This is a genomic window from Saliphagus infecundisoli (assembly GCF_020177375.1).
Taxonomy (GTDB): domain Archaea; phylum Halobacteriota; class Halobacteria; order Halobacteriales; family Natrialbaceae; genus Saliphagus; species Saliphagus infecundisoli.
On sequence record NZ_JAIWHV010000029.1, the window covers coordinates 1 to 25,975 of the forward strand.

19 protein-coding genes are annotated in these 25,975 nt (G+C 65.6%); 11 read left to right on the top strand and 8 right to left on the bottom strand.

From position 1 onward, the window contains the following. Window positions 1-843 precede the first annotated feature (843 nt). From LCF40_RS19405 to LCF40_RS19415, 3 genes are all read right to left on the bottom strand, one after another. A complete protein-coding gene (locus LCF40_RS19405) occupies window positions 844-1,191 on the bottom strand; it encodes a hypothetical protein (RefSeq protein ID WP_224829831.1) in 348 nt (115 codons plus the stop codon). 184 nt (window positions 1,192-1,375) lie between these two features. Further along, window positions 1,376-2,137, bottom strand: coding sequence for an IclR family transcriptional regulator (locus LCF40_RS19410; protein WP_224829832.1), 762 nt, complete (start codon window positions 2,135-2,137; stop codon window positions 1,376-1,378). A gap of 429 nt (window positions 2,138-2,566) precedes the next feature. Next, on the bottom strand, window positions 2,567-3,433 hold the full coding sequence (locus LCF40_RS19415) for a fumarylacetoacetate hydrolase family protein (RefSeq protein WP_224829833.1): 867 nt from the start codon (window positions 3,431-3,433) through the stop codon (window positions 2,567-2,569). 109 nt (window positions 3,434-3,542) lie between these two features. On the opposite strand from LCF40_RS19415, the gene LCF40_RS19420 reads away from it, so the two are divergent. The 4 genes from LCF40_RS19420 (at window position 3,543) to LCF40_RS19435 (ending at window position 8,107) form a co-directional block, all read left to right on the top strand. After that, window positions 3,543-4,508: a sugar phosphate isomerase/epimerase family protein gene (locus tag LCF40_RS19420; RefSeq protein WP_114577097.1), complete on the top strand. Its 966-nt coding sequence runs from the start codon at window positions 3,543-3,545 to the stop codon at window positions 4,506-4,508. A gap of 2 nt (window positions 4,509-4,510) precedes the next feature. Then, a complete protein-coding gene (locus tag LCF40_RS19425) occupies window positions 4,511-5,662 on the top strand; it encodes a Gfo/Idh/MocA family protein (RefSeq protein ID WP_224829834.1) in 1,152 nt (383 codons plus the stop codon). A gap of 70 nt (window positions 5,663-5,732) precedes the next feature. Then, complete coding sequence (locus tag LCF40_RS19430; RefSeq protein WP_224829835.1) at window positions 5,733-6,818, top strand: Gfo/Idh/MocA family protein; 1,086 nt, start codon at window positions 5,733-5,735, stop codon at window positions 6,816-6,818. A 53-nt stretch (window positions 6,819-6,871) separates the two neighbouring features. Then, window positions 6,872-8,107: a mandelate racemase/muconate lactonizing enzyme family protein gene (locus LCF40_RS19435; protein ID WP_114577094.1), complete on the top strand. Its 1,236-nt coding sequence runs from the start codon at window positions 6,872-6,874 to the stop codon at window positions 8,105-8,107. A 179-nt stretch (window positions 8,108-8,286) separates the two neighbouring features. Here the strand turns inward: LCF40_RS19435 and LCF40_RS19440 are convergent, their stop codons facing one another. Together LCF40_RS19440 and LCF40_RS19445 are read right to left on the bottom strand one after the other, a co-directional pair. Then, window positions 8,287-9,036 (bottom strand): ThuA domain-containing protein, encoded by a 750-nt coding sequence (locus tag LCF40_RS19440; protein ID WP_224829836.1) that lies wholly within the window; start codon window positions 9,034-9,036, stop codon window positions 8,287-8,289. 131 nt (window positions 9,037-9,167) lie between these two features. Continuing rightward, window positions 9,168-10,634, bottom strand: coding sequence for a family 4 glycosyl hydrolase (locus tag LCF40_RS19445; protein ID WP_224829837.1), 1,467 nt, complete (start codon window positions 10,632-10,634; stop codon window positions 9,168-9,170). A gap of 151 nt (window positions 10,635-10,785) precedes the next feature. On the opposite strand from LCF40_RS19445, the gene LCF40_RS19450 reads away from it, so the two are divergent. From LCF40_RS19450 to LCF40_RS23485, 6 genes are all read left to right on the top strand, one after another. Then, complete coding sequence (locus LCF40_RS19450; RefSeq protein WP_224829838.1) at window positions 10,786-11,934, top strand: ABC transporter ATP-binding protein; 1,149 nt, start codon at window positions 10,786-10,788, stop codon at window positions 11,932-11,934. A 101-nt stretch (window positions 11,935-12,035) separates the two neighbouring features. Then, on the top strand, window positions 12,036-13,478 hold the full coding sequence (locus LCF40_RS19455) for an ABC transporter substrate-binding protein (protein WP_224829839.1): 1,443 nt from the start codon (window positions 12,036-12,038) through the stop codon (window positions 13,476-13,478). Between the two features lie 25 nt (window positions 13,479-13,503). Beyond that, window positions 13,504-14,475 carry a carbohydrate ABC transporter permease gene (locus tag LCF40_RS19460; RefSeq protein ID WP_224829840.1) on the top strand — a complete coding sequence of 324 codons (972 nt, stop codon included), beginning with the start codon at window positions 13,504-13,506 and terminating at the stop codon, window positions 14,473-14,475. Window position 14,476: 1 nt separating this feature from the next. Beyond that, entirely contained in the window at window positions 14,477-15,409 is a 933-nt protein-coding gene (locus tag LCF40_RS19465) for a carbohydrate ABC transporter permease (RefSeq protein WP_224829841.1), read from the top strand. 27 nt (window positions 15,410-15,436) lie between these two features. Continuing rightward, window positions 15,437-15,970, top strand: a complete 534-nt coding sequence (locus LCF40_RS19470) for a hypothetical protein (RefSeq protein WP_224829842.1) — start codon at window positions 15,437-15,439, stop codon at window positions 15,968-15,970. Window positions 15,971-16,408: 438 nt separating this feature from the next. Further along, window positions 16,409-17,536, top strand: coding sequence for a glycoside hydrolase family 11 protein (locus LCF40_RS23485; protein WP_318247918.1), 1,128 nt, complete (start codon window positions 16,409-16,411; stop codon window positions 17,534-17,536). A 22-nt stretch (window positions 17,537-17,558) separates the two neighbouring features. On the opposite strand, the gene LCF40_RS19485 is transcribed toward LCF40_RS23485, so the two are convergent. Both LCF40_RS19485 and LCF40_RS23355 read right to left on the bottom strand, forming a co-directional pair. Beyond that, on the bottom strand, window positions 17,559-19,805 hold the full coding sequence (locus LCF40_RS19485; protein ID WP_224829843.1) for an NADP-dependent malic enzyme: 2,247 nt from the start codon (window positions 19,803-19,805) through the stop codon (window positions 17,559-17,561). Window positions 19,806-19,856: 51 nt separating this feature from the next. Further along, window positions 19,857-19,985: a hypothetical protein gene (locus tag LCF40_RS23355; protein ID WP_255565233.1), complete on the bottom strand. Its 129-nt coding sequence runs from the start codon at window positions 19,983-19,985 to the stop codon at window positions 19,857-19,859. A 307-nt stretch (window positions 19,986-20,292) separates the two neighbouring features. Here LCF40_RS23355 and LCF40_RS19490 point away from each other — a divergent pair, with 307 nt between their 5' ends. Then, entirely contained in the window at window positions 20,293-23,736 is a 3,444-nt protein-coding gene (locus LCF40_RS19490) for an endo-1,4-beta-xylanase (protein WP_224829844.1), read from the top strand. A gap of 123 nt (window positions 23,737-23,859) precedes the next feature. Here the strand turns inward: LCF40_RS19490 and LCF40_RS19495 are convergent, their stop codons facing one another. Continuing rightward, on the bottom strand, window positions 23,860-25,932 hold the full coding sequence (locus LCF40_RS19495) for an alpha-glucuronidase family glycosyl hydrolase (protein WP_224829845.1): 2,073 nt from the start codon (window positions 25,930-25,932) through the stop codon (window positions 23,860-23,862). Between the last annotated feature and the right edge of the window lie 43 nt (window positions 25,933-25,975).

Genomic DNA, 25,975 nt, shown 5'->3' on the forward strand with positions numbered 1-25,975 from the left:
CTGTCGCATCTGAAGACGAAGAATAAGCACTTCCTCACAAACGGTTTCTCTCAACCTCTCCGAGGGCGATAGTGAGAAGCATATCAATTGACTGGTGGTTTGTAGAAATACACATCCCGAACTTGTGATACTCGCGGAAATCATTTCGTATAGCGGTATACGATTTATTCGATCTCCATCGTCGGAGAGCGGGCGTTGACCGTTCCGAGAGGACTTGCGGGTCAGGAATCGTGTTTCCGCCCGAGGGCTCGCTGAGGGCCGCTCGGTCTTGGTCACTTTCGACGAGGTCACTGGAACCGACCAGCGTTGATAGGAATTGTTAGCGCATACCTGCGTTTATAGGCGCAGGTCGAGCGGGAGGCCCGCCCGATCAACCGCCGTCGGGGTCCGGGCCGGATATCCTCCATCGGTCTGTGTAACCGGCTGTACTCCATGTTTAGACAACCCCGGCGGAGAGAGCCATCCTAGAGAACACACGTCTGCCGATGACTCGGCCGGGGATAGGGCCTGTTTGACCGGGCCACAGCCCTCCCGAGGGAGTGAAACCGAGAGATTCCCCAGTATACTGCTGGTTTCCGTGGAACTGCGGGTCGAAGACCGCCCTCGGCCGAAATTCCATGGTGGGATCCCACGCCGTTCATGGCGCGGAGGAGTGAATTTGACATTTCGTTACTGGCCCTGGATCCTGATCACTGAGCGGTAGCCGTCGCTTACTCCGGATAGGATGACGTTACCTGGTTCTGGGCTCCATTCTCTTGATGAACCCTATATCGATATATCGAATCCAGCGCGACGACGGACTCGCCCAGCCTGGTGAAGAACGCTTTCGCCGCGCCTGCGGGCCTACAGGTTTCCTTTCGAATCCCAGATGTCGGTCATCAGGTCGGCGAACACCGATGCCCGCATCGGGTACCCTTCGTCGTCGGTCTTCTCACCGTCGATGGGAGTTATGTTCTCGACGAAGTCCCGATCGTAGTCGACGTCGGCGAGGGTCTCCCGAACGTCGAATGTTAGCTCCCCGTCGTCGGTGTCGAGCCAGCTCACCTGCCGCTGGCGCTCGTCGTACTCGATCGTGTACGTCTCGCCGCCGACCAGCTCGCAGATATCGTCCATCGGGCCGATCTCGATCCAGTCGTCGTCGGTCTCGAGGTAGAGTACCCCGTTTCTGACGTCCGTCTCGTATCGTTTCATGTCGAGACGGTGTTCCGGGAGGATCTTAACGGCGTCGGCGCGGGCGAGAGCTTACAGCCGTATGGCTGTCTTACCGTCCTCTACCGCCGGACGCCGAAAGGATCTCGCCTGCGATGGCCATGGACGGGGCGTTTCGACCGGCGAGACCGGTACGACCGCACTTGAGCCGGTTTCGCGAGCCGGGTCACGAGTAGTTGTGTGCCAGCTCGATGACGTTGGCGGTCCCGAGGACGGCGTCGGGGAGTTCGTTGTAGAAGCGGTCGTCGCCAATCCGGTGGAGCGGGCAGGCGACGCTGATCGCGCCGATCGAGCGGTCCTGGTCGTCGGTGATCGGTGCCGCGACACAACAGAGGCCGGTCAGGCGTTCCTCGCGGTCGGTGGCGTACTTTCGTTCGCGGACCTCGTCGAGTTCCTCGAGGAACGACTCGCGGTCGGTGATCGTGTTCTCGGTCATCGCGGGCAGGCCGTACTCGTCGACGATCTCCTCGACCTCATCGCGTGGACGAAAGCCGAGGATCGCCTTCCCGAGGCCAGTACAGTGAAGCAGGACGCGTTTCCCTTCGTAGGTGTCGAGTTCGACGGCGTTCTCGCCTTTGGCCTGATAGAGGTAGATTCCCATCCCGTTTTTCTCGACCAGAAGGTTGACGAGTTCGCCGGTCTCCTCGGCCAACTTGTCGACCTCGTGGCGCGCGGCGTCGTAGATCCCGTTTCGGTTTCTGGCGTAGACCCCGAGACTGAGAAAGGAGAGCCCGATGTGGTACTCGTCGTCCTCCTTAGTCAGATACTCGCGGTTCGCGAGGGTATTGAGGGGGTTGTGGACCGCGCTCTTTCCGATGTCGACGCGCTCGGCGATCTCGGAAACGCCCGCTCCGTCGAGTTCCTGGACGATCTCGACGATCTCCAGGGTCCGATCGACGGTCCGGACCGGGTGTTTCGGTTCGGCCATACCCTCCCAATGTGGTCTCATCATATAAGTCGTTCCGGTCCCGAGAACTATGTTTCCTGGAACCGACTCCGAGACGTATCATGCTCACTTCGCTTTCAGCATTGTGGGTGTGGCATGTATCGCTCGGCAGCGGTTTCGACGAATCGAACAGAGAACGAGTACAGAACGGCCATTCCGAGAAGAAATCCTGGACGGTTCCGAGAGACGGGCGTCTCAGGTCATTTTCCCGCCATCGACTGCCGATCAGCCGTTCCAGGAGGGAGCAACCGTTTCGCCTCACGGATTCCGCTCCCCGAAACGATCACCGTCCGACGGAAAACCCCCCGACGACGAGACGTCTTCTCTGGGGGATCGTTTTCTAGAGGAGAACGGAGTTCCGTGTCACGAACGGAACGTCTCGGACGTCGCCTCGCTCGCGAGGACCGACGTCTAAACCTGTGTGACCGGGTTCGAGAGGGTGCCGATCGACTCGATCCCGATCTCGACGATGTCGCCCTCGCGGAGGGTGAACTCGTTTTCGGGCACCAGCGAGGTCCCGGTGAGCAACACCGACTGCTCGGGCACGGTGTTGTGTTTGGTGTAGTAGTCGGCGAGTTCCTCGACCGTGCGGGCCATCTCGCCGGTGTTCGTCGCGTCCTCGTAGAGGGTCTCCTCGCCCCGGCGGATCTCCATCCACATCTCGAGGTCGTGGGGGTCCGCGATCGACTCCGCCGAGCGGACGCAGGGCCCGAGCGAACAGCAGCGGTCGTACACCTTCGCCTGCGGGAGATACAGCGGGTTCTCGCCCTCGATCGAGCGGCTGCTCATGTCGTTGCCGATCGTGTAGCCGACGATCTCCTCGCCCGCGAGGACGATCCCGAGTTCGGGTTCGGGGACGTCCCACTCCGAGTCCGCGCGGATGCCCACCGCTTCCGAGGGGCCGACGGTCCGGGAGGGCGTCGCCTTGAAGAAGATCTCGGGGCGCTCGTTGTCGTAGACGTCGAGGTACATCTCCGGCATCGTGCTCTCCTCCTCGCGGGCGGCCTCGCTGATCTCGTAGGTGACTCCCGCGGCCCACACCTCGCCGGCGTCGACCGGCACGGTCGCCTCCTCGAGGGTCGTCTCCTCGAGACGGGGCGCGTCCGCGGCGAGGCGGTCGGCGACCTCGTCGGCCCCCACGTCGGTGATCGTCGCGGCGCCGACCAGATCGCCGAACGTCTCCAGAGTCGGTTTCATGGCGGTCAGGTCGGCGATTCCGTCCCCGTCGTCGACGGCCAGCCGACGGCCGTCACTGCCCGCGAGCTGATAGTATCGCATACTGGCCCGGTTCGCCCACCCGCACAATATATGTTCCGCTGCAGGTCGGCCCCCGCCGCCGTTCGCCGACATCGCAAGAGTTTTGCCCGACATCGTGGCAGATATGCGCATGGAAGTCGGTGTACTCACGGTCGCGCTCGGCGGCGAATCGAAAGCGGACGCGTTCGAGTACCTCGCAGAGCAGGGGGTCGGCGCGGTCGAACTCGGCTGTGGCGGGTTCGTCGGCGAGGACCACCTCCCCCGCGAGGAGTATCTGGACGACGAGGACGCCCAAGAGGAACTCCGGGAGCTCCTCGACGAACACGACCTCTCGATTTCGGGACTTTCGACGCACAACAACCCGCTCCATCCCGAGGAGGAGCAAGCCGCGGAGGCCGACCAGGAACTCCGCGAGGCGATCGAACTGGCCGCTCAGCTCGACGTAGACGTCGTCAATGGCTTCTCGGGACTGCCCGCGGGCGGTCCCGACGATTCGGTACCCAACTGGATCACGGCGCCGTGGCCCCCCGAACACCGCGAGGCCTACGAGTACCAGCGCGAGGTCGCCATCGACTACTGGTCGGAGATCGGTGAGTTCGCCGACGACCACGGCGTCGACATCGGCCTCGAGATGCACCCGAACATGTTCGTCTACGAGCCCCGCGGCCTGCTCGACCTCCGGGCGGAGACCAACGACCGGATCGGCGCGAACTACGACCCCTCCCACCTGTTCTGGCAGGGGATCGATATCACCGAGTCGATCCGGCTGCTCGGCGAGGAGGGCGCGATCCATCACTTCCACGCCAAGGACACGAAGGTCTACGACGCGAACGCCCGCGAGAAGGGCGTACTCGACACCCTCCCCTACACCGAGGAGGCAGACCGCTCGTGGCTGTTCCGCTCGATCGGCTACGGCCACGGCGAGGAGTTCTGGAAGGACGTCGTCTCGACCCTGCGGATGGTCGGCTTCGACGGGGCGCTCTCGATCGAACACGAGGACTCGTTGACCTCCGCCAACGAAGGGTTAGAGAAGGCCATCGACGTCCTCGACCGCGCCGTCTTCGAGACCACCCCCGGCGACGCCTACTGGGCCTGAAAATGAGCGAGTCACTCTCCGTCGGCGTCCTGGGGTACCGGTTCATGGGCCGGGCCCACGCGAATGCGCTCGCGCGCCTGCCCATGTTCTTCCCCGAGGCTCCCGCGGTCGAACGCTCGGTCCTGATCGGGCGAGACGAGGAGGCCGTCGCCGAGGCGACGGATCAGTTGGGATTCTCCGAGTACAGCACCGACTGGGAGGACGTCGTCGGCGACGTGGACGTCTTCTACAATCTCGGGCCGAACAACGTCCACGCCGATCCCTCGATCGCCGCCCTCGAGGCCGGCACCTCCGTCTTCTGCGAGAAACCCCTCGCGCACACGTTGGAGGATGCCGAACGGATGCGCGATGCGGCCCGCGACTCCGACGCGACCGCCGGCATCGCGTTCAACTACCGATTCATCCCCGCGATCCGGTACGCAAAGGAGTTGATCGATTCGGGCGAACTCGGCGAGATCCACCACGTCCGGGGGACCTACCTCCAGGACTGGTTGGTCGATCCCGAAGCGCCGTGGTCGTGGCGCAACGATGAGGAGGTCGCCGGCTCCGGTGCCCTGGGCGACCTCGGTGCCCACACGATCGACCTCGCGCGCTTTCTGGTCGGCGACCGCGCGGGCGAGATCGACCGGCTGTCGGGCCATCTCAAGACCTTCGTCGACGAGCGGCCCGTCCCCGGCGGCGACGAGGCCTCCCTCGAGTCCGGCGGCGGCGAGAGCACGGAGACCCGCGAGGTCACCGTCGACGACGCCTACACCGCCCAGGCTTCCTTCGAGGAGGGTGCCATCGCGACGTTCGAGGCCTCTCGGTTTGCCAACGGCCGCAAGAACGACCACTCGATCGAGATCGAGGGCTCGAAGGGGAGCCTGAAGTTCTCCCTCGAGCGTCTGAACGAACTCGAGGTGCTCCGCGAGGGGAGCCGAGGGTACGAAACCGTGCTGGTCACCGACCCCGACGACCCCTACATCGACCACTGGTGGCCCCCGGGGCACGTCATCGGCTGGGAGCACACGTTCGTCCACGAGAACTACGAGTTCCTCTCGGCGGTCGCCGAGGGCGAAGAACACACGCCCTCCTTCGAGGACGGCTACCGCGTCCAGGAACTGCTCGACGCGATCGAGCGCTCCGATAGCGAGGGCGAGTGGGTCGACGTCTGAACCACACTTCCTCTCGCGACGCTCGCCGCGGACGGAACGGCTAAGGCCCACCCCCGGCAACGGCGATCCAATGGATCCGGTTTCCGTCGGACTCGTCGGCTGTGGCTCGATCAGCGACGCCTACCTCTCGAACGACGCCTTCGACTGCTACGAGATCGTCGCCTGTGGCGACCTCGATCGCGAGCGCGCCGAGGCCACCGCCGCCGAGTACGGTATCGACGCCCGTCCCGTCGATGACCTCCTCTCCGATCCCGCGATCGAGGCGATCGTCAACCTGACGCCGCCGTCGGTCCATGCGCAGGTCTGTACGTCCGCACTGGAGGCCGACACGCACGTCTACACCGAGAAGCCGTTCGCGACGACGGTCGCCGACGCGCGGGCGGTCGTCGATCTCGCCGCCGAACGGGACCTGCTGGTCGGGTCGGCGCCCGACACCGTTCTGGGGGCCGCCCTGCAGACCTGCCGGACGGTCGTCGAGGAGGGCCGGATCGGCCGACCGATCGGCGCGACGGCGATCTGGACGTCGCCGGGCCACGAGGCCTGGCACCCCGACCCGGACCTCTACTACGGGGAGGGCGGCGGCCCCCTCTTCGACATGGGTCCCTACTACGTCACCGCGCTCGTCTCGCTGCTGGGCCCGGCGACGCGGGTCGCGGGCTCGGTCGGGGCGGCCGACGACGAACGGACGATCGGGAGCGGCCCCCGCGAGGGCGAGTCGATCGACGTCTCCGTCCCGACCCACGAGTCCGGCGTCGTCGACTTCGACTCGGGCGCGATCGCCACTCTTCTGACGAGTTTCGACGTCCAGGGATCGACCCTTCCCGAACCTGCCTTCGAACTGTACGGCACCGAGGGGACCCTCGCGCTGCCGGACCCCAACCATTTCGACGGGGAGGTCGCGATCCACCGCGGGGGCGAGGTCGAGGCGGTCGAGCACACCCACGAGTACGTCGCCGGCCGGGGCGCCGGCGTCGCCGACCTCGCGTACGCGATCCGCGACGAGGGCTGGACCCATCGCACCAGCGGGACCCTGGCACTGCACGTCCTCGAGGCCCTCGCCGGGATCCGGAACTCCTCGAGCGAGGGCGAACACGTCCCGATCGAGGCCGATCTCGAACTGCCGCCCGCGCTTCCCCGGGAGTTTCCTCGATCCTAAGGGCTCGACGAGATGCCAAACGTGATATAACCCGCCACGCATTTGCCGTTCGTATGGTGAACTATCGGACGCTCCACGACCCGAACGCCGAATACACGATGCGGGATCTCTCCTCGGAGACGATGCAGCTCGACGCCGACCGAGGGACCCGAAACGTCGAGATCACCGACGTCCAGACGACGATGGTCGACGGCAACTACCCCTGGATCCTCGTCCGGGTCTACACCGACGCGGGCCTGGTCGGCACCGGCGAGTCCTACTGGGGTGGCGGCGACACCGGTATCATCGAACGGATGGCGCCGTTCCTGATCGGCGAGAACCCCCTGGACATCGACCGGCTCTACGAGCACATGATCCAGAAGATGTCCGGCGAGGGCTCCATCTCGGGCAAGACGATCTCGGCGATCTCGGGCATCGAGATCGCGCTCCACGACGTCGCGGGCAAGATCCTGGACGTGCCCGCCTACCAGCTCGTCGGCGGCAAGTACCGCGACGAGGTCCGGATCTACTGTGACCTGCACACCGAAAACGAGGCCGACCCCGAGTCCTGTGCCGAGGAGGCCGACCGCGTCGTCAGCGATCTGGGCTACGACGCCATCAAGTTCGACCTCGACGTCCCCTCGGGCCACGAGAAGGACCGCGCGAACCGCCACCTCCGGAACCCGGAGATCGACCACAAGGTCGAGATCGTCGAGGCGACGACGGAGGCCGTCGGCGACCGCGCCGACGTCGCCTTCGACTGCCACTGGGCGTTCTCGGGCGGGAGCGCACGGCGGCTGGCGGACGAGCTCGAGGAGTACGACGTCTGGTGGCTCGAGGACCCCGTTCCCCCCGAGAACCACGACGTCCAGGCCGAGATCACCCAGGGGACGACGACGCCGATCGCGACCGGCGAGAACGTCTACCGGACCCACGGCCAGCGCCGCCTGCTCGAGAACCAGGCCGTCGACATCATCGCGCCCGACCTCCCGCGGGTCGGCGGGATGCGCGAGACGGTGAAGGTCGCGAACCTCGCCGACCTCTACTACATCCCCGTCGCGATGCACAACGTCTCCTCGCCGATCGGGACGATGGCCTCCGCACAGGTCGCCTCCGCGATCCCGAACTCGCTTGCCGTCGAGTACCACTCATACGAGCTCGGCTGGTGGGAGGACTTGGTCGAGGAAGAGAACCTCATCGAGGGCGGCCGGATGGCCGTCCCCGAAGAGCCCGGTCTCGGGCTGACGCTCGATCTCGACGCCGTCTCCGAGCACATGGTCGAGGGCGAGACCCTCTTCGACGAAGCGTAGACTCGCTGCCCGGTCGACCCCCCTCTTCGATCGCCGCTCTGTTCGGCCCCTCGAAGCTGGTGATCGCGTTCCGGATCGTATCCGTTTGCGCTCATGTTTCCCTATCCGAGAGCTCCGTACTCTGTCCTCGTTCGGGGGACGAACTCGAGGCGATCCCGGCTCGAAGCGGGAGTCCGTTTTCAGTGAACCGTCCGGTCGTCGCTGGTGTCGATCTCCTCTAGGGGCTCGTGGTTGCCCTGGACCGGCTCGGGCTGGTCGTCGCCGGCCGCGGCCCACTCGACTGCGTTTCCGAGCACCTGCTGGATCTCCTCGTTGTGATAGACCGGGTAGGTCTCGTGGCCCGGTCGGAAGTAGAATATCTTCCCGTTGCCCCGGCGGTAACAACAGCCAGAGCGGAACACCTCGCCGCCCTCGAACCAGGAGTTGAATACGAGGGTTTCGGGCTGGGGAACGTCGAACCGTTCGCCGTACATCTCGGCCTCCTCGAGTTCGATGTAGTCGTCGATTCCCGCAACGATCGGGTGGCTCGGCTCGACGACCCAGAGGCGTTCGCGCTCGGCAGCCTCGCGCCACTTCAGGGCACAGGTCGTCCCCATTAACGACTTGAAGATCTTCGAGAAGTGTCCCGAGTGGAGGACGATCAGCCCCATGCCGTTGAGGACCTCCTCCTTGACGCGCTCGACGATCTCGTCGTCGACCTCGTCGTGAGCGGCGTGGCCCCACCAGGTGAGGACGTCCGTCTCCGCGAGGACCTCCTCCGTGAGGCCGTGTTCGGGTTCCTGTAAGGTCGCCGTCTCCGTTTCGAATCCCCGCTCCTCCAGGGCGTCTGCGATCACCGCGTGGATGCCATCGGGGTAGACGTCGGCGACGACCTCGCTTTCCCGTTCGTGGACGAACTCGTTCCAGACCGTGACGCGGGTGTCTGTCATGTCACCACCCTCGCTCTCCGCCCGCAAGCGGCTTGGCGAACCGGCAAAATTCTACCCCGAACTGTGGGTCCCGGACGCCGAGATCGCGTCGGCGGTTCCGGTCGATCCCGAGCCGGGACCGCTCTCGAATCTTACTGGAGGTCCCGCTCGGCCTCGGCGAGGACCGAAGAGCCCTCGAGGTCCCAGTCCTCCAAGTACTCCGATTCGGCGGCGACGAGGTCGGCGAACAGCTCCCGGGCCTCGTCGGTCTGGAGGGTCCGGATCTGCTGGTCGATGAGGAAGCCCTCGAAGGCGTGGTCGACGTCGCCCTCGCGGGAGGCCTCGATGACCGTCTCGATGGTGTCGACGTGGCCGCTGATCAGGCTCCGGACGGGCCGGGGGAAGCCGCCCGCGGCGACCGGCTTGACCTCGCCGGCCCGGATCGTCGCGTTGGTCTCGACGACCGCGCCCTCCTCGATGCCGTCGACCTGGCCGACGTTGGGGAGGTTGACGTTGGTGACGTACGTCTTCTCGCCGGCGAGCGCGAGGACGATGTCGACGAACGTCTCGTCGGAGTCGGTGAGTTCGAACTCCTTCTCGCCGGCGAGCCAGGCCTCGACGTCGGTCGTCTGGTCGGACTCGGCGGGCGTCCAGTGTTTCGCGCGGTAGTCGCTGCCGGTGCGTCTGACGCCCCACCGATTGAGTCCCTCGACGCCGTCGGCCATGAACCAGGTCGCGTACTCGATGAGGTGGCGGTCGCCCGCGGCGGGCAGGACGCCAAAGCGCCGGAACAGCTCCCAGGTCACCTGCCAATTGTCCGTGAAGACGCTCTCGCCCTCGAGATCCTCGGGAGTGAACCGCTGGTAGGCGTGGTCGCTCTCGAGGAGGTCCTCCAGGACGGGCCAGAGGTCGACGCCCTTACAGCGGGCCTCGTCGACCCAGGTGAAGTGGTTGATCCCCTTGACGTTGACCGAGACGTCCTCCCGGTCGGCGTCCATCCCGAGTTCCTCGCGGGCGTAGCGCGCGAGCCGGTGGCGGGTTCCGAGGACCTCGTGACAGAGCCCGATGGCGTTGATCTCAGGGAACTCGTCGTACATCGCCCGGGTGACGAAGTGGACCGGGTTGGTGTAGTTGAAGACCCAGGCGTCGGGACAGTGTTCGCGGATCGCCGCGGCGAACTCTCGATACTGGGGGATCGTCCGCATCGCCCGGAGGATCCCGCCCGGACCGATCGTCGCCGCCACGGCGCCGTGGATGCCGTACTCCTGGGGGATGTCGAGGTCGTGGACGAACGTCTCGGCGGGGTCGTACTGCGTCGAGGTGATGACGATGTCGGCACCCGCGAGGGCATCGGGCAGCGAGTCGGTCGCCTCGTAGGACCAGTCGGCCGTCGCCTCGGGCCGGTCGTCGACCCAGTTGCCAAAGCGGGCGTTGCGCTCGGCGCTCTCGGGGACGGCGTCGTAGAGGCGGACCTCGCCGTCGAGGGGCGACTGCGCCAGGTCCTGGATCAGGTTCGGCGCCCACTGGCGGCTGCCGCCCCCGATGTAGGCGATGGTTACGTCGTCCGGATCGACCGCGGGCTCGCCGCGCGTCCCAGTCCGTGTCATGAGTTCGGGCATCGGGTGGGGGTAGCCAGCGGCGGCGGTAAATAGCTACGGGAAGGGGCGGGGATCGCTTTTGCTCGTGTTCTCGGATCGGTTTTCCTCTGCGGTTACGTGGCGTGGGCATCGAGACCAAAGACTATTTGGGATCGTCGAGGTATGCAACACCATGGCAGCTCTCTCGTTCAACCGAACGACGAAAACGTTCAGCGACGGCAATGACGAGATCGTCGCGGTTGACGAACTCGATCTGGAGATACGGGACGGGGAGTTTCTCGTTCTGGTGGGGCCGTCGGGGTGTGGGAAATCGACGACGCTGCGGATGGTGGCCGGGCTCGAATCGCCGACGGGTGGTACGATCGTCCTCGGCGATCGAGAGATCCAGCACCTGACGCCACAGGAACGGGACATCGCGATGGTGTTCCAGTCCTACGCGCTCTACCCGCACATGAGCGTCCGAGGGAACATGGCGTACGGCCTCCAGAAGTCGACCGACCTCTCCGACGACGAGATTGACAACCGAGTCCGAACCGCGGCCGACACTCTCGACATCGTCGACCTCCTCGACCGAAAGCCCGGAGAGCTATCCGGCGGCCAACAACAGCGTGTCGCGCTCGGCCGGGCCATCGTTCGCGATCCGGAGGTGTTCCTGCTGGACGAACCGCTTGCCAATCTCGACGCGAAGCTCCGTGCCCAGATGCGTACGGAACTCCAGCAGCTCCAGGACGAGCTAGGGACGACGACGATCTACGTGACCCACGACCAGACGGAGGCCATGTCGATGTCCGACCGGATCGCTATTCTGAACGCCGGCGAACTCCAGCAGGTCGGAACCCCTCTCGAATGCTATCACCAGCCCGAGAACGTGTTCGTCGCCGGGTTCATCGGCGAGCCATCGATGAACTTCTTCGACGTCACCGTAGCGGACGACCGCCTCGTCGGCGACGGCTTCGAGGTCTCGCTCTCCGAGGAGAGTCGCGAGTCCGTCTCCGGCACCGAAGAATTGGTTCTCGGTATCCGGCCGGAGGACGTCGTGATCACGGAATCGACCGACGAACCGGATGCGTTCGAAGCCTCCATCAACGTCGTGGAGCCCTACGGAGACGAAAACGCCGTTCACATGCAGTTTGCGGACACGACGAACGATTCGGACTTCGTCGCCTCTATCGAGGGCATGCGCCGCCTCAAGGAGGGTGAGACGGTCGGCGTGTCGTTCCCCGAGGAATCGATTCACCTCTTCGACGCCGAGAGCGGCGAGGCACTTCGAAACCGCCGTCTTGAGGACGAGGCTCATATCGAGAACCCTGAAGCGGTCTAGCCTCGATTTCTCCCGGTGTGTGGCCTCGAGGCGTCGGAACGACTTTCCTCTCTTGCGGAAAATAAGAACGATTAAGTATGGTGTACGGTATAGTATAACTCATGTCGCGTCAACGCGAGTCAGGGAAGGGGGGGATCACCGACACGACCCGACGGAAGCTACTAGCGACGAGCGGGGCCGGCGTCGGCTTGGTGCTGGCCGGTTGTCTCGGCGGCGATGGTGGCAACGGCAATGGGAACGGCAACGGCAATGGAAACGGCAACGGCAATGGGAATGGGAACGGCAACGGCAACGGCAACGGAAATGGAAACGGCAACGGTAACGACAGTGGAAACGGTAACGGTAACGGCAACGAAAGCGAGCAGTCGCCGACCGACAACGCGATGGAGGCCCTCCACGGCTGGACCGGCGGCGACGGTGCCGCGGCGGCCGAGGAGATCGTTTCGATGTGGGAGGAGCGCCACCCGGATTGGGAACACCAGATTGAGCCGATCGGCGGCGACGCCAACGAGAACCTCAACGCAACCGTCGCCCGACGGCTTGCGAACCGGAATCCGCCGGACGCCTTCGCCGGATGGCCCGGCCTGAACATGACTCAGTACGGGGGGACTCTCGCCAGCCTTTCGGACCTCTACGAGGAAAACGAGTGGGAGGACGTCATGCATCCGAAGGCCCTCGAGGCCTGCCAGATGAACGACGAATACCGGGCGGTGCCGCTCGGATCACATCGGCTCAACAACCTGTTTTACAACGTCAACGTCCTGGACGAGGCCGGCGTGAGTCCCGACGACGTCACCGATTGGGACTCCTTCGTGGAGGCTCGCCAGACCATCGCCGACGAGACGGACTACCTCCCGGTGACGACCACGACCATCGCACCGTGGACGAACCTCCAGTACTGGGCCCAGATCATGCTCGGGACGGAGGGCCAGGACGCCTACGAGGCGTGGCTCGAGGGGGACGCCGATCGGGAGGCCATGGTCAGCGCACTCGAGAAGACCCAGGACTTCGTCGAGACCAACACCAACGAGGACCGCGCGACGCTCAGTTTCCCGGAGGCCAACGACAAACTCATCAACGGCGAGGCTGCGTTCTTCACGATGGGCAACTGGGCGGCGGGGATGTACAGGAACGCCGACGACTTCGAGTACGAGGAGGACTGGGGCTGGCTTCCGTTTCCGGGGACTCAAGACATGTACGTCTGGCACCTCGATTCGTTCATGTTCCCCCAAGACGGCAACGCGCCGGTCAAATCGAGAGCGTTCGCCGAACTCATCGGCGATCCGGAGCTACAGATCAGGTTCAACAATCTAAAGGGTTCGATCCCGCTCCGGACGGACATCGACGGGGGCGAACTCGATGCGTTCCTCAATATGAACGTCGAGCACCTGAACAACTACGAGCAGTTCCCGCCGACGCTCGCACACGGGCTCGCGTGTACGCCCGAGGAACTCGACCAGTGCAAGGAAGTCTTCGCCAACAACTTCATGGGTCCGTACGATGCCGAAAGTGCAGCCGACGGACTAATCAATATTTTCAACTAACGCCGAGGCTGCTGACTCATACACTATGGCAGATACGGGAGAAACCGAGACGGTTTCCGGATCCCGAGCCGCTGCCCACCGCGGCGCCGGGGACGACTGGCACGGCAGGATACGCCGCTTTTCCAAGAGCGACTTCGTTCGTGGCCTGCCCTACTGGTTCGTCCCGTTTCTCATCATGGGATTCGGGGTTTATGGCGGAATCGGCTGGAACACGCTCATCTCGCTGACCGACTACGAGGGGTTCGGCCAGCCACCGGATCTGGGGGATCTGGACCTGGAGATGTACGCCCAGGCCCTCCAGGACCCCGCCGTGTTCGTCACGACGAAGAACACGTTCGTTCTGATGATCGCCTTCACGACGATCACGATGATCCTCGGGCTGTTCCTGGCGATCATGCTGGATCGTGACATCAGGTTCCGCGAGAAGATCCAGACGATCTATCTGTTGCCGATGGCGCTGTCGTTCGTCGTGACCGCCCAGTTCTGGCTCTGGATGTACAACGTCAACAACGGCCTCGTAAACACCGTGGTGGGCGTGTTCGGGCTCGGTCCCTACAACTGGATCGGGAACCCGGATCTCGTGTTGAGCGCGGTCATCTTCGCGCTCATCTGGCAGTTCAGCGGGTACGCGATGGTCGTCTTCCTCGCCGGCCTGCAGTCGATGCCGGACGATCAGTTCGAGGCGGCGAAAGTCGACGGTGCGAACACCCTCGAGATGTACTGGGACGTCATCATCCCACAGCTGAAGTCCTCCTCGGTCAGTGCGGCCGTCATCCTGATGATCTTCGCGCTCAAAGCGTTCACCTTCCTCTACTCGATGTTCGGGCAGTACCGGGTTCCACAGGCGACCGACATCCTCGCGACGCTCATGGTCCGGGAGGCGTTCCAGCTCCAGAACTGGGCGTATGCGGCGGCCATCGCGTCGATCCTGCTCGTGATGTCGCTCGCGATCATCGCACCGTATCTCTACTACCAGTACAAACAGGGGAGCCTCTGAGATGAGCAAACCAACCACCTCCCGTGGCGAAAGCATCGCCCGGATGCTGCCGGCGCTCGACTACTCGAAGATCGGGATCTCGATCCTGGTCATGGTGTTTTTCGTCTTCTTCATCTCGCCGATCTGGACCGGACTGGTGACCGCGTTCAAGACCACCGGCGCGGTGACGGGCACGACCCCGTTCGTCCCGCCGGGGACGGAGGGGTTCACCCTCGAAAAGTGGACGACTGCGATCGATTACCTCTCGACTGGACTCATAAATAGCTTCATCATGACGATTCCCTCGACGATCCTGTGTGTCGCCCTGGGAAGCACCGCGGCCTACGGCCTCACGCTCGTCGACTGGCACAGGCGGGCCCGTTTTGCGGTGCTCGTGTTGTTCATGTTCGGCATCTTCATTCCTTACCAGGCGGTCCTGGTGCCGCTGTCTGACTTCTGGATCAACATCTTCGCGGTCGACGGAACCATGGCGTTTCTGGGGGATCTGCCCTTTTTCACTGAGCGGCACTCCCGGCTGTTCGCGGTGACGGTGACCCACGTCGTCTACGGGATCCCGATCTGTATGCTCCTGTTCCGGGGGTACTACGTCGCGCTCTCGGACGAGCTGGTCGAGGCCGCCAAGATCGACGGCGCGAGCATCACCAGCATCTACCGCGACATCGTGCTCCCGCTGTCGAAGCCGATGATCGGCGTCGTCTTCATCTACCAGTTCACGATGATCTGGAACGAGTTCCTGTTCTCCCTGACGCTCATCGGGAGTTCGAACAGCCCCGCCGCGACGGTGACGCTCGTCCTCTCGGGACTGGGCAGTGACCTCTCGGGAGTCGACTTCGGTCTGCGGATGGCCGGCGCGTTCGTCGCCGCGTTGCCGACGATTATCATCTACGTCCTGTTCGCCGAACAGTTCGCCGAGGGACTGGCCTCGGACAACTGACCGCTGTGCTTTCCACCATCGCGGGCCATGACGTCGTTACCGTTCTCGGCTCTCGAAACGTTTCGACCCACACAAACCGATGCCCTCACTGATAACACCCGTTCCACCGCCGACCGAACGACCTCCGCGGTCCGCCGGCGGGAGGTGTCCTCGATGAGCCGGGCGCTGGCGCTCTCCTGGGCGATCGGTCTCGGTCTCCTGGCCGGGTCGATCGCCGGAACGCTCGTCCCTGCCACGACGAACGGCCAGGAACTCCGACACGTACTCGGGCTCACCCTCGTGTTCGTTCCGGCGGTCTACGTGATGGTGCGACGGCGGTGGACCTACTGGACGGCCACGAACGGCTACCTTCGGTTTGCGGTCTACCTGCTCTCGTTCATGATAACGGCGGGCGTGTTGATGGTGCTCTCGGTCGTCGCGTTCGGCACGAGTGGTCCAATTGCGTCGGCCGTGACCTTCCTCGCCGCGGCCGTCGCGTTCTCGATTACGGCCTGGCTCACGTTTTACGGTGGTGCCGACCGTCTGTGGGCCGAACTGATCGACCGGATCGACATCGAGTGATAAGCGACGAACCGTCTCCGACTACCCCGTGCTGTCAGCGGAGTCGCCATCAACGGCGTCCTCGGCGATGACGGATCGGCCGGGCGGTCGGCGAGCGAGGTGAGAACCTCACTCCCGACGGCGTTTCCCGTCCGCCAGCCACGTTCGGCCAGGGGGGGTTCGATGTCTGGTTCCGATGGTCCGTCGCGTCTCGTGGCCGTTTTCGTCACAACCCCTAGACTGGAATCACATTCACGGAAAAATTTATAATCATAGACCTTATCAGTGTTGTTGCTGTTGGCTATGACTAATAGCAATGAAAGCAGCACGGCGGAGAGACGTACCGACCCCACCGGAGGGGCGAAGAACGTGGCCGACTTCGAAACGGACGGCGATCGGCCGGTCGAATCCGGATCCTCCTCTCCGAATTCGGTCGGTCGACGAGGATATCTGAAGGCGGTGTCGACCGCCGCGGCGACCGGCCTCGGCATCGGTGCCGTGGCGACCCCCGCCGCCGCCATCTCCGAAAACCAGACCGGCAACGACGGCGGCTACTTCTACTCGTTCTGGACCGACTCCGAGGGGACGGTCACCATGGACCTGGGGTCCGGGGGCAACTACAGCGTCGAGTGGACCGACACGGGGAACTTCGTCTGTGGCAAGGGCTGGGAGACCGGCGCGGCCAGAAACGTCGACTACTCGGCCTCGTACAACCCGTCGGGCAACTCCTACCTGTGCCTCTACGGGTGGACGACGGACCCGCTGGTCGAGTACTACGTCATCGAAAACCACGGCAGCTACCGGCCCGAGCACGACTACAGGGGGACCGTCAACACCGATGGTGGGACCTACGACATCTACGAGTCGCTTCGGGAGAACAAACCCTCCATCGAAGGTGAGGCGACGTTCCCGCAGTACTGGAGCGTCCGGCAGAACACGCGTTCAAGCGGGACGATCACCGCCGGAAACCACTTCGACGCCTGGCAGAGCAACGGCATGGACATGGGGAGCCACGACTACCAGATCCTGGCCACCGAGGGCTACGAGAGCAGCGGGAGCGCCAGCGTCACCGTCGGGAGCTCCGGCGGCGGCGGTGGCGGTGGAGGCGGCGGAGGCGACGACGGCGGCGACGATGGAGGTGGCGGCTCCTCCGGTTCGGTCGCGAACGGCACCTATAGCATCCAGAACGTCAACAGCGGGAAGGTACTCGACGTCGCCAACGGGTCGACGGAGGACGGCGCCAACGTCCAGCAGTACTCCGACGGCGGCGGCTCGAACCAGCAGTGGTCCGTCGAGGACACCGGCAACGGCGTCTACCGGATCGAGAACGTCAACAGCGGGAAGGTGCTCGACGTCGCCAACGGGTCGACCGAGGACGGCGCGAACGTCCAGCAGTATTCCGACGGCGGTAGCGACAACCAGCGTTTTTACCTCCACGATCAGGGCGGCGGCGAGTATCACGTCCAGCCGGTCCACAGCGAGAAGGCAGTGGACGTCGAGAACTCCTCGACCGACGACGGCGCGAACGTCCACCAGTACGACTGGCACGGCGGCGCCAACCAGCTCTGGACGTTCGACTCGGTCTGATCGAGTCCCGTGAAGCGCGGCGCTATTCTTCCTGTGCGTCGACGACCGCGACGCTCGCTAAGTTGACGATGTCGGCGACGTCATCGTCGCGCTGGAGGACGTGGACCGGCTCGGCCATCCCGACTAACATTGGCCCGATCGCCTCCGCGCCGCCGAGGCGCTGGAGGAGCTTGTAGCCGATGTTGCCCGCCTCGAGGTTCGGGAAGACGAGCACGTTCGCGGGTTCGTCCAGGTCGGTAAAGGGGTACGACTCGGTGAGGAGATCGGAGACGACGGCGGTGTCGGCCTGCATTTCGCCGTCGACTGGGAACCCCGCGTCGGGATCCTCCCGGAGCCGGCGGGCGGCCTCGCGGGGTTTGCGGGTGCCCGCGTTGTCGACGCTGCCGAAGTCCGAATACGAGAGCAGGGCGACCCGCGGATCGACGTCGAACCGGCGGGCGAGGTCGGCGGTGTGGCGGGCGACCTCCGCGAGCACCTCCTCGTCGGGGTCCTGGTTGACCGTCGCGTCCGCACAGAAGACGATCCGGTCGTCGATCGCGAGCAGGTAGACGCCGGCGGCGTACTCCGCGTCCGGCGCGGTGCCGACGATCTGGAGGGGACGCCGGAGCGCCGTTGGGTAGTGGTGGGTCAGCCCCGTCAGCATCGCGTCGGCGTCGTCGCTCTCGACGAGCAGGCTCGCGAGCGTGTTCGGATCCGATTCGACCTGCTCGCGAGCCTCCCGCCGGGTGAGCCCCTTGCGCTTTCGTGTCTCGTAGAGGCGGTCGGCATAGGTCTCGAGGTCGTCGGGTCCGGGATCGACGACCTCCGGGTCGACGGAGAGGCCCCGGTCGGCGACGATGGCCTCGATCCGGTCGCGCTCGCCCACGAGGAGGGGACGGGCGATCCCCTCCTCCTCGAGGCGGGCGGCCGCCCGGATCGTCTTCTCGTGGGCGCCCTCGGCGAAGACGACCCGCTTGGGGTCGGTCGCTGCCTTGTTCATCACGACCCGCATGAGCTCCCTGGCCTTGCCGACGCGGGCCTCGAGGCTCTCGCGGTAGGCCTCGAGGTCGGGCTCCCGGCGCGCGGTCCCGCTCTCGATGGCCGCTCGCGCGACGGCGGTCGAGATCTCGAAGAGGACTCTCGAGTCGAGCGGTTTCGGGAGGATGTAGTCGGGGCCGAACTGCAGCGAGTCCGTCCCGTAGGCCTCGGCGACCGCGTCGGGGACGTCCCGGCGGGCGAGGTCGGCGAGTGCGCGTGCGGCGGCGACCTTCATCGCCTCGTTGATCTCGCTGGCCCGGACGTCGAGTGCGCCCCGGAAGATGAACGGAAAGCCCAGGACGTTGTTGACCTGGTTGGGGTAGTCCGAGCGGCCGGTGGCCATGATGACCGTATCGTCGCGGGCGGCCTTCGCCGCCTCGTAGCCGATCTCGGGATCCGGATTGGCCATCGCGAAGATGATCGGGTCCTCGGCCATCGACCGGACCATCTCCTCGCTGACGATCCCGCCCACCGACAGCCCCACGAAGACGTCCGCTCCCCGCATTGCATCCGCGAGGTCGCCGCCCGCTTCGCGGGCGAACGGTCGGGTGTAGGCGTTGAGTTCGCCGGCCTCGGCCCGGGCGGTCGTGAGGACCCCGTGTTCGTCGACCATGGTGACGTTCCCACGGGGGACGCCGAGCGAGACGTAGAACCGGGCGGTCGCGGTGGCGGCCGCGCCCGCGCCGGCGATCGTCACGTCCACGTCCTCGAGGCGTTTGCCGGCGATGTCGGCGGCGTTTACGAGGGCGGCGCCGCTGATGATCGCGGTGCCGTGCTGGTCGTCGTGGAACACCGGGATCGACATCTCCTCGCGGAGGCGCTCCTCGATCTCGAAGCAGGCCGGCGCGGCGATGTCTTCCAGATTGACGCCGCCGAACGTCGGCTCCATCGCGGCGACGGCCCGGACGAAGGCGTCAGTGTCGGCCTCGTCGAGTTCCACGTCGAAGACGTCGATGTCGGCAAAGCGCTTGAAGAGCACGCCTTTCCCCTCCATGACGGGCTTTCCGGCCTGGGCACCGATGTCTCCGAGTCCCAGCACCGCGGAGCCGTTCGAGACCACGCCCACTAAATTCCCCTTCGCGGTGTACTCGTAGGCCGCCAGCGGGTCGTCGGCGATCTCCCGGCAGGGCGCGGCGACGCCCGGCGAGTACGCAAGCGAGAGGTCCCGCTGGGTGTTCGTCGGTTTCGTCGTCGAGATCTCTACTTTTCCGGGCGGGTCGGTCCGGTGATACTCGAGGGCGTCCTCGTCCATGGGGGCTCGTGGGGCTGGAGATACTCGGTTCGATCGGTTTCGAATCGGCGATCAGTCGGCCCCGTGGTTGGGAACGTAGCCACAGTCGCGACACCGCCAGGTGCCGTCGGTCGCGGCGAGGTCGCCTTCACAGTCCGGACAGCGGTACGTCGATCGGGATGGCCGAGGCTGCGAGTTCACGGTCCCTGCCATTCCGCCGGGCACAATAAGCCTGTGTATCGACGCCATACTGTCCAACGGTCCGGATCGTGTGGCCGCACTCGGTCCCCCGCCCCTCGAGCACTCTCTCCGGCCGGGTGACCACCTCGACGAGGTTTGGTGGGGAGCGCCCGCCGGCACCCATATCCCTCCGGGACCCGACGCGGGTCCGCCGGACCCGGACAGTCAATAACGATAGTTACATTACTTCGGATCCTGACTGTCCAACTGCGTTACCGATAGGGTATCCCACGGCTGATAGGGACGCCCACGGCACCCAACGACACCCATGACCGACAATGGCACTCACTCGAACCGCAAGCGGCGCTCGTTCCTCCAGGCGATGGCGGCGGCCGGCCTCGGCGCGACGGTCGGCTCCGGTCGGGCCGTCGCACAGAGCGACTCGGAGGACCTCGATTCGTACCACCAGGCCCTCCGGGACACCCTCACCGGCGAGGAGGGGCTTCCGGAGGGAGAGTTCGTCTACGGGACGAGCGAGGACGCCGTCCTCGAGGCGTTCGCGCTCGACCCGCCCGAAAGCGGCACGGAGACCGTCGTCGACGTGAACGCGGAGGTACCGATCACGCGGGCCGACCGCGTCGAGATGACCGAGGTTCCCGAGAACCCCTACGCCGCGACATACAGGGCGAACGTGACCGACCGCTCGTTCGAGGAGGGCGACGTCCTGCTCGTGGTGGTCTACCTCCGGGGCGTCGGGACCGCGAGCGCGGGCGAACCCGTCGAGACCCAGGCGGGATTCAAGTGGCAGTACACGAACCCGGACGGCTCGACGGGTTACTCGGAGAACATGATCGAGGGGACCGTGCAGGTTTCGCCGGGCCAGCAGTGGCAGCGCTACTACTTCCCGATCGAGGTCATCGCCAGACCCGACGGCTCGGCGTTCCAGCCCTATACCGAGTTCTGGACGGGGTACGGCGAACAGACCGTCGAGTTCGGCGGCCTCGCGCTGGTCGACTACGGTGACACGGACGTCGCGGTCGGGGACCTCCCGACGAGTTCCTTCGACTACGACTACCCGGGACGGGCCGAGGACGCCGCGTGGCGCGACGCCGCCAACCAGCGCATCGAGGAGATCCGGACGACCGACCTCGAGGTCACCGTGGTCAACGAGCACGGCGATCCGGTCGAGGGTGCGGCCGTCGACGTGGCGATGCAGGAACACGCCTTCGACTTCGGGTCGGCGGTCTCGGCCGCGCAGTTCCCCGACGGCAACGAGACCTACCGCGAGACGTTCCTGGAGAACTTCAACAAGGCCGTGCCCGAGAACGGGCTGAAGGTGCCGGCGTGGGAGGGCGAGTACGGCGAGTCCCTCGATCGGGACAACACCCGTGCGGCCATCGACTGGCTGACCGAGCGCGATATTCCCACGCGGGGCCACGCCCTGGTGTGGTCGACCTACGACTGGATGGGGATCGATTCGGACCAGTCGGCCACCGAGATCAACGAGGAGGTAAAGCGGCTCATCCGCGAGCGCGCCGACGAGTTCGAGGGCCGGCTCCCGGAGTGGGACATGCACAACCACCCCCTGTTCTACCCCGAGATCTGGGAGGACATCGGGCGGGAGTACGTCCTCGACTGGTGGGAGACTGCCCACGAGGCCGTCCCCGACTCCCGGATGTATATCAACGAGATTAACATCCTCAACGGGAACCTCGCGGATTCCTACTACGACCACATCGGCTGGCTCCAGGACAACGGCGCGGACGTCGAGGGGATCGGCTTTATGAGCCACTTCACGCTCGGCAGCCTCACGCCGCCGTCGGAACTGGTCTCGACGTTCGACCGGTTCGCGGAGTTCGGGGTCCCCCTCCAGCTCACCGAGTTCGACGTCCAGATCAACGACCGGGGCAGCGAAAACGAGGTCGAGACCCAGGCCGACTACGTCCGGGACGTCCTGACGGCGGCCTTTAGCCACGAGGCCGTCGACGGCGTGATGTCGTGGGGCTTCTGGCCCGACGAACACTGGCGCCCCACCGCGGCCTACTACGACAGCGACTGGTCGCTGCGGCCCCACGGTGAGGTCTACCGGGACCTCGTGCTCGGCGAGTGGTGGACCGACGTCTCGGGCGAGACCGATTCCGAAGGTGCCTACGCCACCGACGGCTTCAAGGGGACTTACGAGATCACCGCGCGCGCGAACGGCTCGCTCGGCGCCACGACGGTGACCGTCGACGACGAGAACGGGTCGGCCACCGTCGAACTCTCGCCCGCGTCGATCGCCGACGTCGAACTCGACGTTCCGACACACACCCTCGAGACGGGCGAAACCACGGACGTCGGCGTCACGATCGTCACCGAGCGCGGGCGGGAACTCGGGGCCAGCGCCGACAGCCTGTCGTTCGAAACGAGCGACGCGAGCGTCGTCACCGTCGACGGCGAGGGCGTCGTCACCGGGGCCGGCGCCGGTACGGCGACCGTCACGGCGGTCACGACCGCCTACGGCGATACGGCGGCCGCGAGCGCGACGGTCACGGTCAACGGCGACGAGTCGGAGACGGTACTCGAGGACGATGCGACGGACCTCTCGAAGACCGACTCGAACGCGAACGTCACGGTCGGCAGCCGCGACGCCGGCTTCGGGGAGGACAGCTGGTTCGAGAAGACCACGGCGGATGAGCCGAGTTCGGTGACCTACCGCGCCCCCAACGGGTTCGACGCGTTCGACGTGACCGCGCGCGTCAACTACTCGGCCACCAACGGCGGCGACTTCGAGGACCTGGTCCTCGAGGCCTCGGCCGAGGGCGACTCCTTCGAGGCCGTCGACGCGAGCCACGAGGTCGTGACACCCGCCAACGACTCCAACGGCTACTACGCCGAGTGGCGCTACGCGGTCGAGTCGGGAATTCCGGAGGACGCCACCCACCTTCGGATCACGATCCCGCCGACGGGGGCGAACTTCTACGTCTACCTCACGTCGGTCTCGCTCTCACGAGCCCAGTCGGTCGATCGGACCGGCCCCTCGATCGTGATCGACGACCTCCAGGCCGACCGCACGTACGAGGCGCCCCACGAGGCCGACGTGTCCGTCAGCGACGAGGGCGCGATCGCAGAGCGGTCGGTGACCCTCGACGGCGATTCGTGGGCGGGCGGGACGCTCACCGCCCGCGGCCGGCGCCGCCTCGCAGCCAGCGCGACCGATTCGGCGGGGATCACGACCGACCTCGGATTCGCCTTCACGGTCGAGAACGCCGACCACGACCTGATCGCCCGCCAGAAGCCGAGCGCGACCGACGCGACCGTGGGCGAACGCCTCACGTTCCAGGTGCAGGACACCACCGGCAACGACCGCTGGATCGACTCGCTGGAGTGGTCCTTCGGCGACGGAACCGCCGAGACGGGCTGGTGGGCCGCCCACCGGTTCGAGGACCCAGGTTCCTACCGCGTCTCGCTGACCGCGACCGACAATCAGGGCCGCACGACCACCGACACGGTGATCGTGCGGGCCGCGGATCTCGACGGCCCCCTCGCGCGGGCGAAGCCGGGCACGACCGAGGCGGCCGTCGGCGAGCGGATCACGTTCGACGTCGAGGACGCCACGGGCAAGGGTCGCTGGATCGACTCGCTCGAATGGACGTTCGGCGACGGCACCACTGGGACGGGCTGGTGGGTCGAGCACCGCTACGACGAGACGGGCACCTACACCGTGGCGCTGACCGCGACGGACAACACGGACCACTCCACCACCCACGAGGTCGAGATCACGGTCTCCTGACCGCTCGTCCGCGGCGTCCCGGACGGCGGTTCTCCGTCTCGTGGGTCGCATGTTTTCGACCGACGGTTGGGATCGAAAGAGAAAAGCGCGTTCGTGGTTGCCGTCGGAATTCCGATGTCGCGTTCAGACGGCCGGTGGTCGGCCGTGTTCGTCCTTGATTCCTGAATGCTCGTAGAAGAAGGCACAGAGGGTGTCCCGCCACCGCTTCGCCTGCAGGACGTGCTCGTCGAAGCGTTCGGCGACGTGGCGGTACCGGCGCTCGTCGATCTCGCCCTCGAGACCCTGCCACCGATCCCGCAGCTCCTCGACGGCCTCGACGCCCGCAAAGCAGTTGTCGTAGAGGCGTTGGACCACCGTGGTGCCGTCTTCGAGTTCGTGGTCCCAGGGGAGGTGATGAAAGAAGAGCAGCAGTTCCTCGGGGCAGGTCTCGGGGTCCTCGTAGCGGGCGGCGATTGGCTCGCGGTATTGGCCGGCGTAGCCGCTTCCCGCGGCGGTCCGGTCGTAGCCGATCCCCTCCTCGGTCGCGCCGTGGTACTCGGGCCACTCCTCGGGGGCGGGATCGTAGTGGTTCTCCAGGGCGGCCTCGCCGTTGTACATCATGTGCATCAGCCCGATCCCCCCGGTGTGGTAGTCGATCGAGGCCTGCCAGGACTCCATGAGGATCTCGAGGATCGTCTCCCCGGCGTCGCCAGCGCCGAACGTCTGTCGGGTCCACTCGTCGGCGATCTCCTCCGAGCCGAGGTCGGGATCCCACGCGAGCCGGCCGAAGCCGTAGAGGTTCGACCCCAGAAGGTAGTGACCGAACCAGTTCGGGTCGTCGCCGACGATGCCGACGCCGGCGATGCCCTGGCCCTCCCGGTCGGCGAGCAACTCCTTGACGGGTGTATCGGGGCCGTCGGCGTGGGTGTCAAAGTCGAGGACCTCCTTCCACTGGGGTACCAGATAACAGGCGTGGACGCCCTGGCCGGTGTACTCGCCGGTGATCTGGAGCTCACAGCCCAGATCGGTGTCGGGCATCGCGCCGAACAGCGTCGAGACGGGCTCGCGGGGCTGGAAGTCGATGGGGCCGTTCTTGATCTGGACGGTGACGTTGTCGGCGAACTCTCCGTCTAAGGGTTCGAACGTCTCGTAGGCCTGGACCGCCCGGTCGTCGTGCTCGGAGTAGACGAACGCGCGCCACCAGAGCCGGCCGCCGTGGGGCGCTAACGCCTCCGCGATGACGTTCGCGCCCTCGGCGTGGTCCCGGTCGTAATCGTAGGGGCCGAGCTGGCCCTCCGAGTCGGCTTTCACGACGAACCCGCCGAAGTCCGGGATCAGGTCGTACACCTCCGTGGCTTTCCGTTCCCACCACGCCGCGACCTCGGGCTCTACGGGGTCGGCGGTGTCGAGATCGCTGGCCAACACCGGCGAGGCGAAGTTCACCGAGAGGTAGAGCTCGATCCCGTAGCGTCGGAAGACGCCGGCGAGCGCGGCGATCTTCTCGAGGTTCCGGCTCTCGATGAGTTGCCAGCCCTCCCACTCCGAGGTCGCATCGTTCGCGCCCTCGCGTCCGGGAATCCTCGTGTTGACATTGTTGACCGAGATCCCGTTGATCCCCACCGAGGCGAGCAGCCGGGCGTAGTCGGCGTAGCGTTCGTTGAGGTCGGGCAGGCGCTCCCAGTCGAAGATCGAGGGGCCGGCGTAGCCGCGCTCGACCTTCCGGCGGAAGGGGTTGTCCCAGTGGTCGACGATCCGTTCGGCGTTGGCGGGTTCGGAGACGATATCGAGGTCGTCGATCGGCTCGCCCAGGCTCATGAGCCGGAGCAGGTGGAAGGTGCCGTAGACGAGGCCGGCGTCGGCGGGTGCCGTCAGCACGGTGCAGTCGCTGCCCTCCCACTCGACCGACCGAATGAGAAAGCCGTCGTCGTCGAGTGCTCGTACTTCCTCCGGATCGACCGTCTCGCTGATCGGGCGCAGCTCCTCGGGGCCGCCGATCGCGAGAAAGCCCTCGACGGATCGCGGCGGGTGGTGCCAGAGGTGGGGCTCGCGGTCGAGCAGACCCCCCAGTCCCCGGCGGAGTTCCTCGCGGACGGCGACGAGTTCGGGGCCGGCGTCGGAGACGTAGGCGTGGGTACAGAGCCGGCGGTAGGTGTCGAGCCGATCGCTCTCGGCGCGGTCGTACCGGAGCCAGCAGTCGTCGTACTCGGAATCGAACATACTCGCTCTCCGGTATGGGGGTTCCAAAACGTTCCGCTTCGAT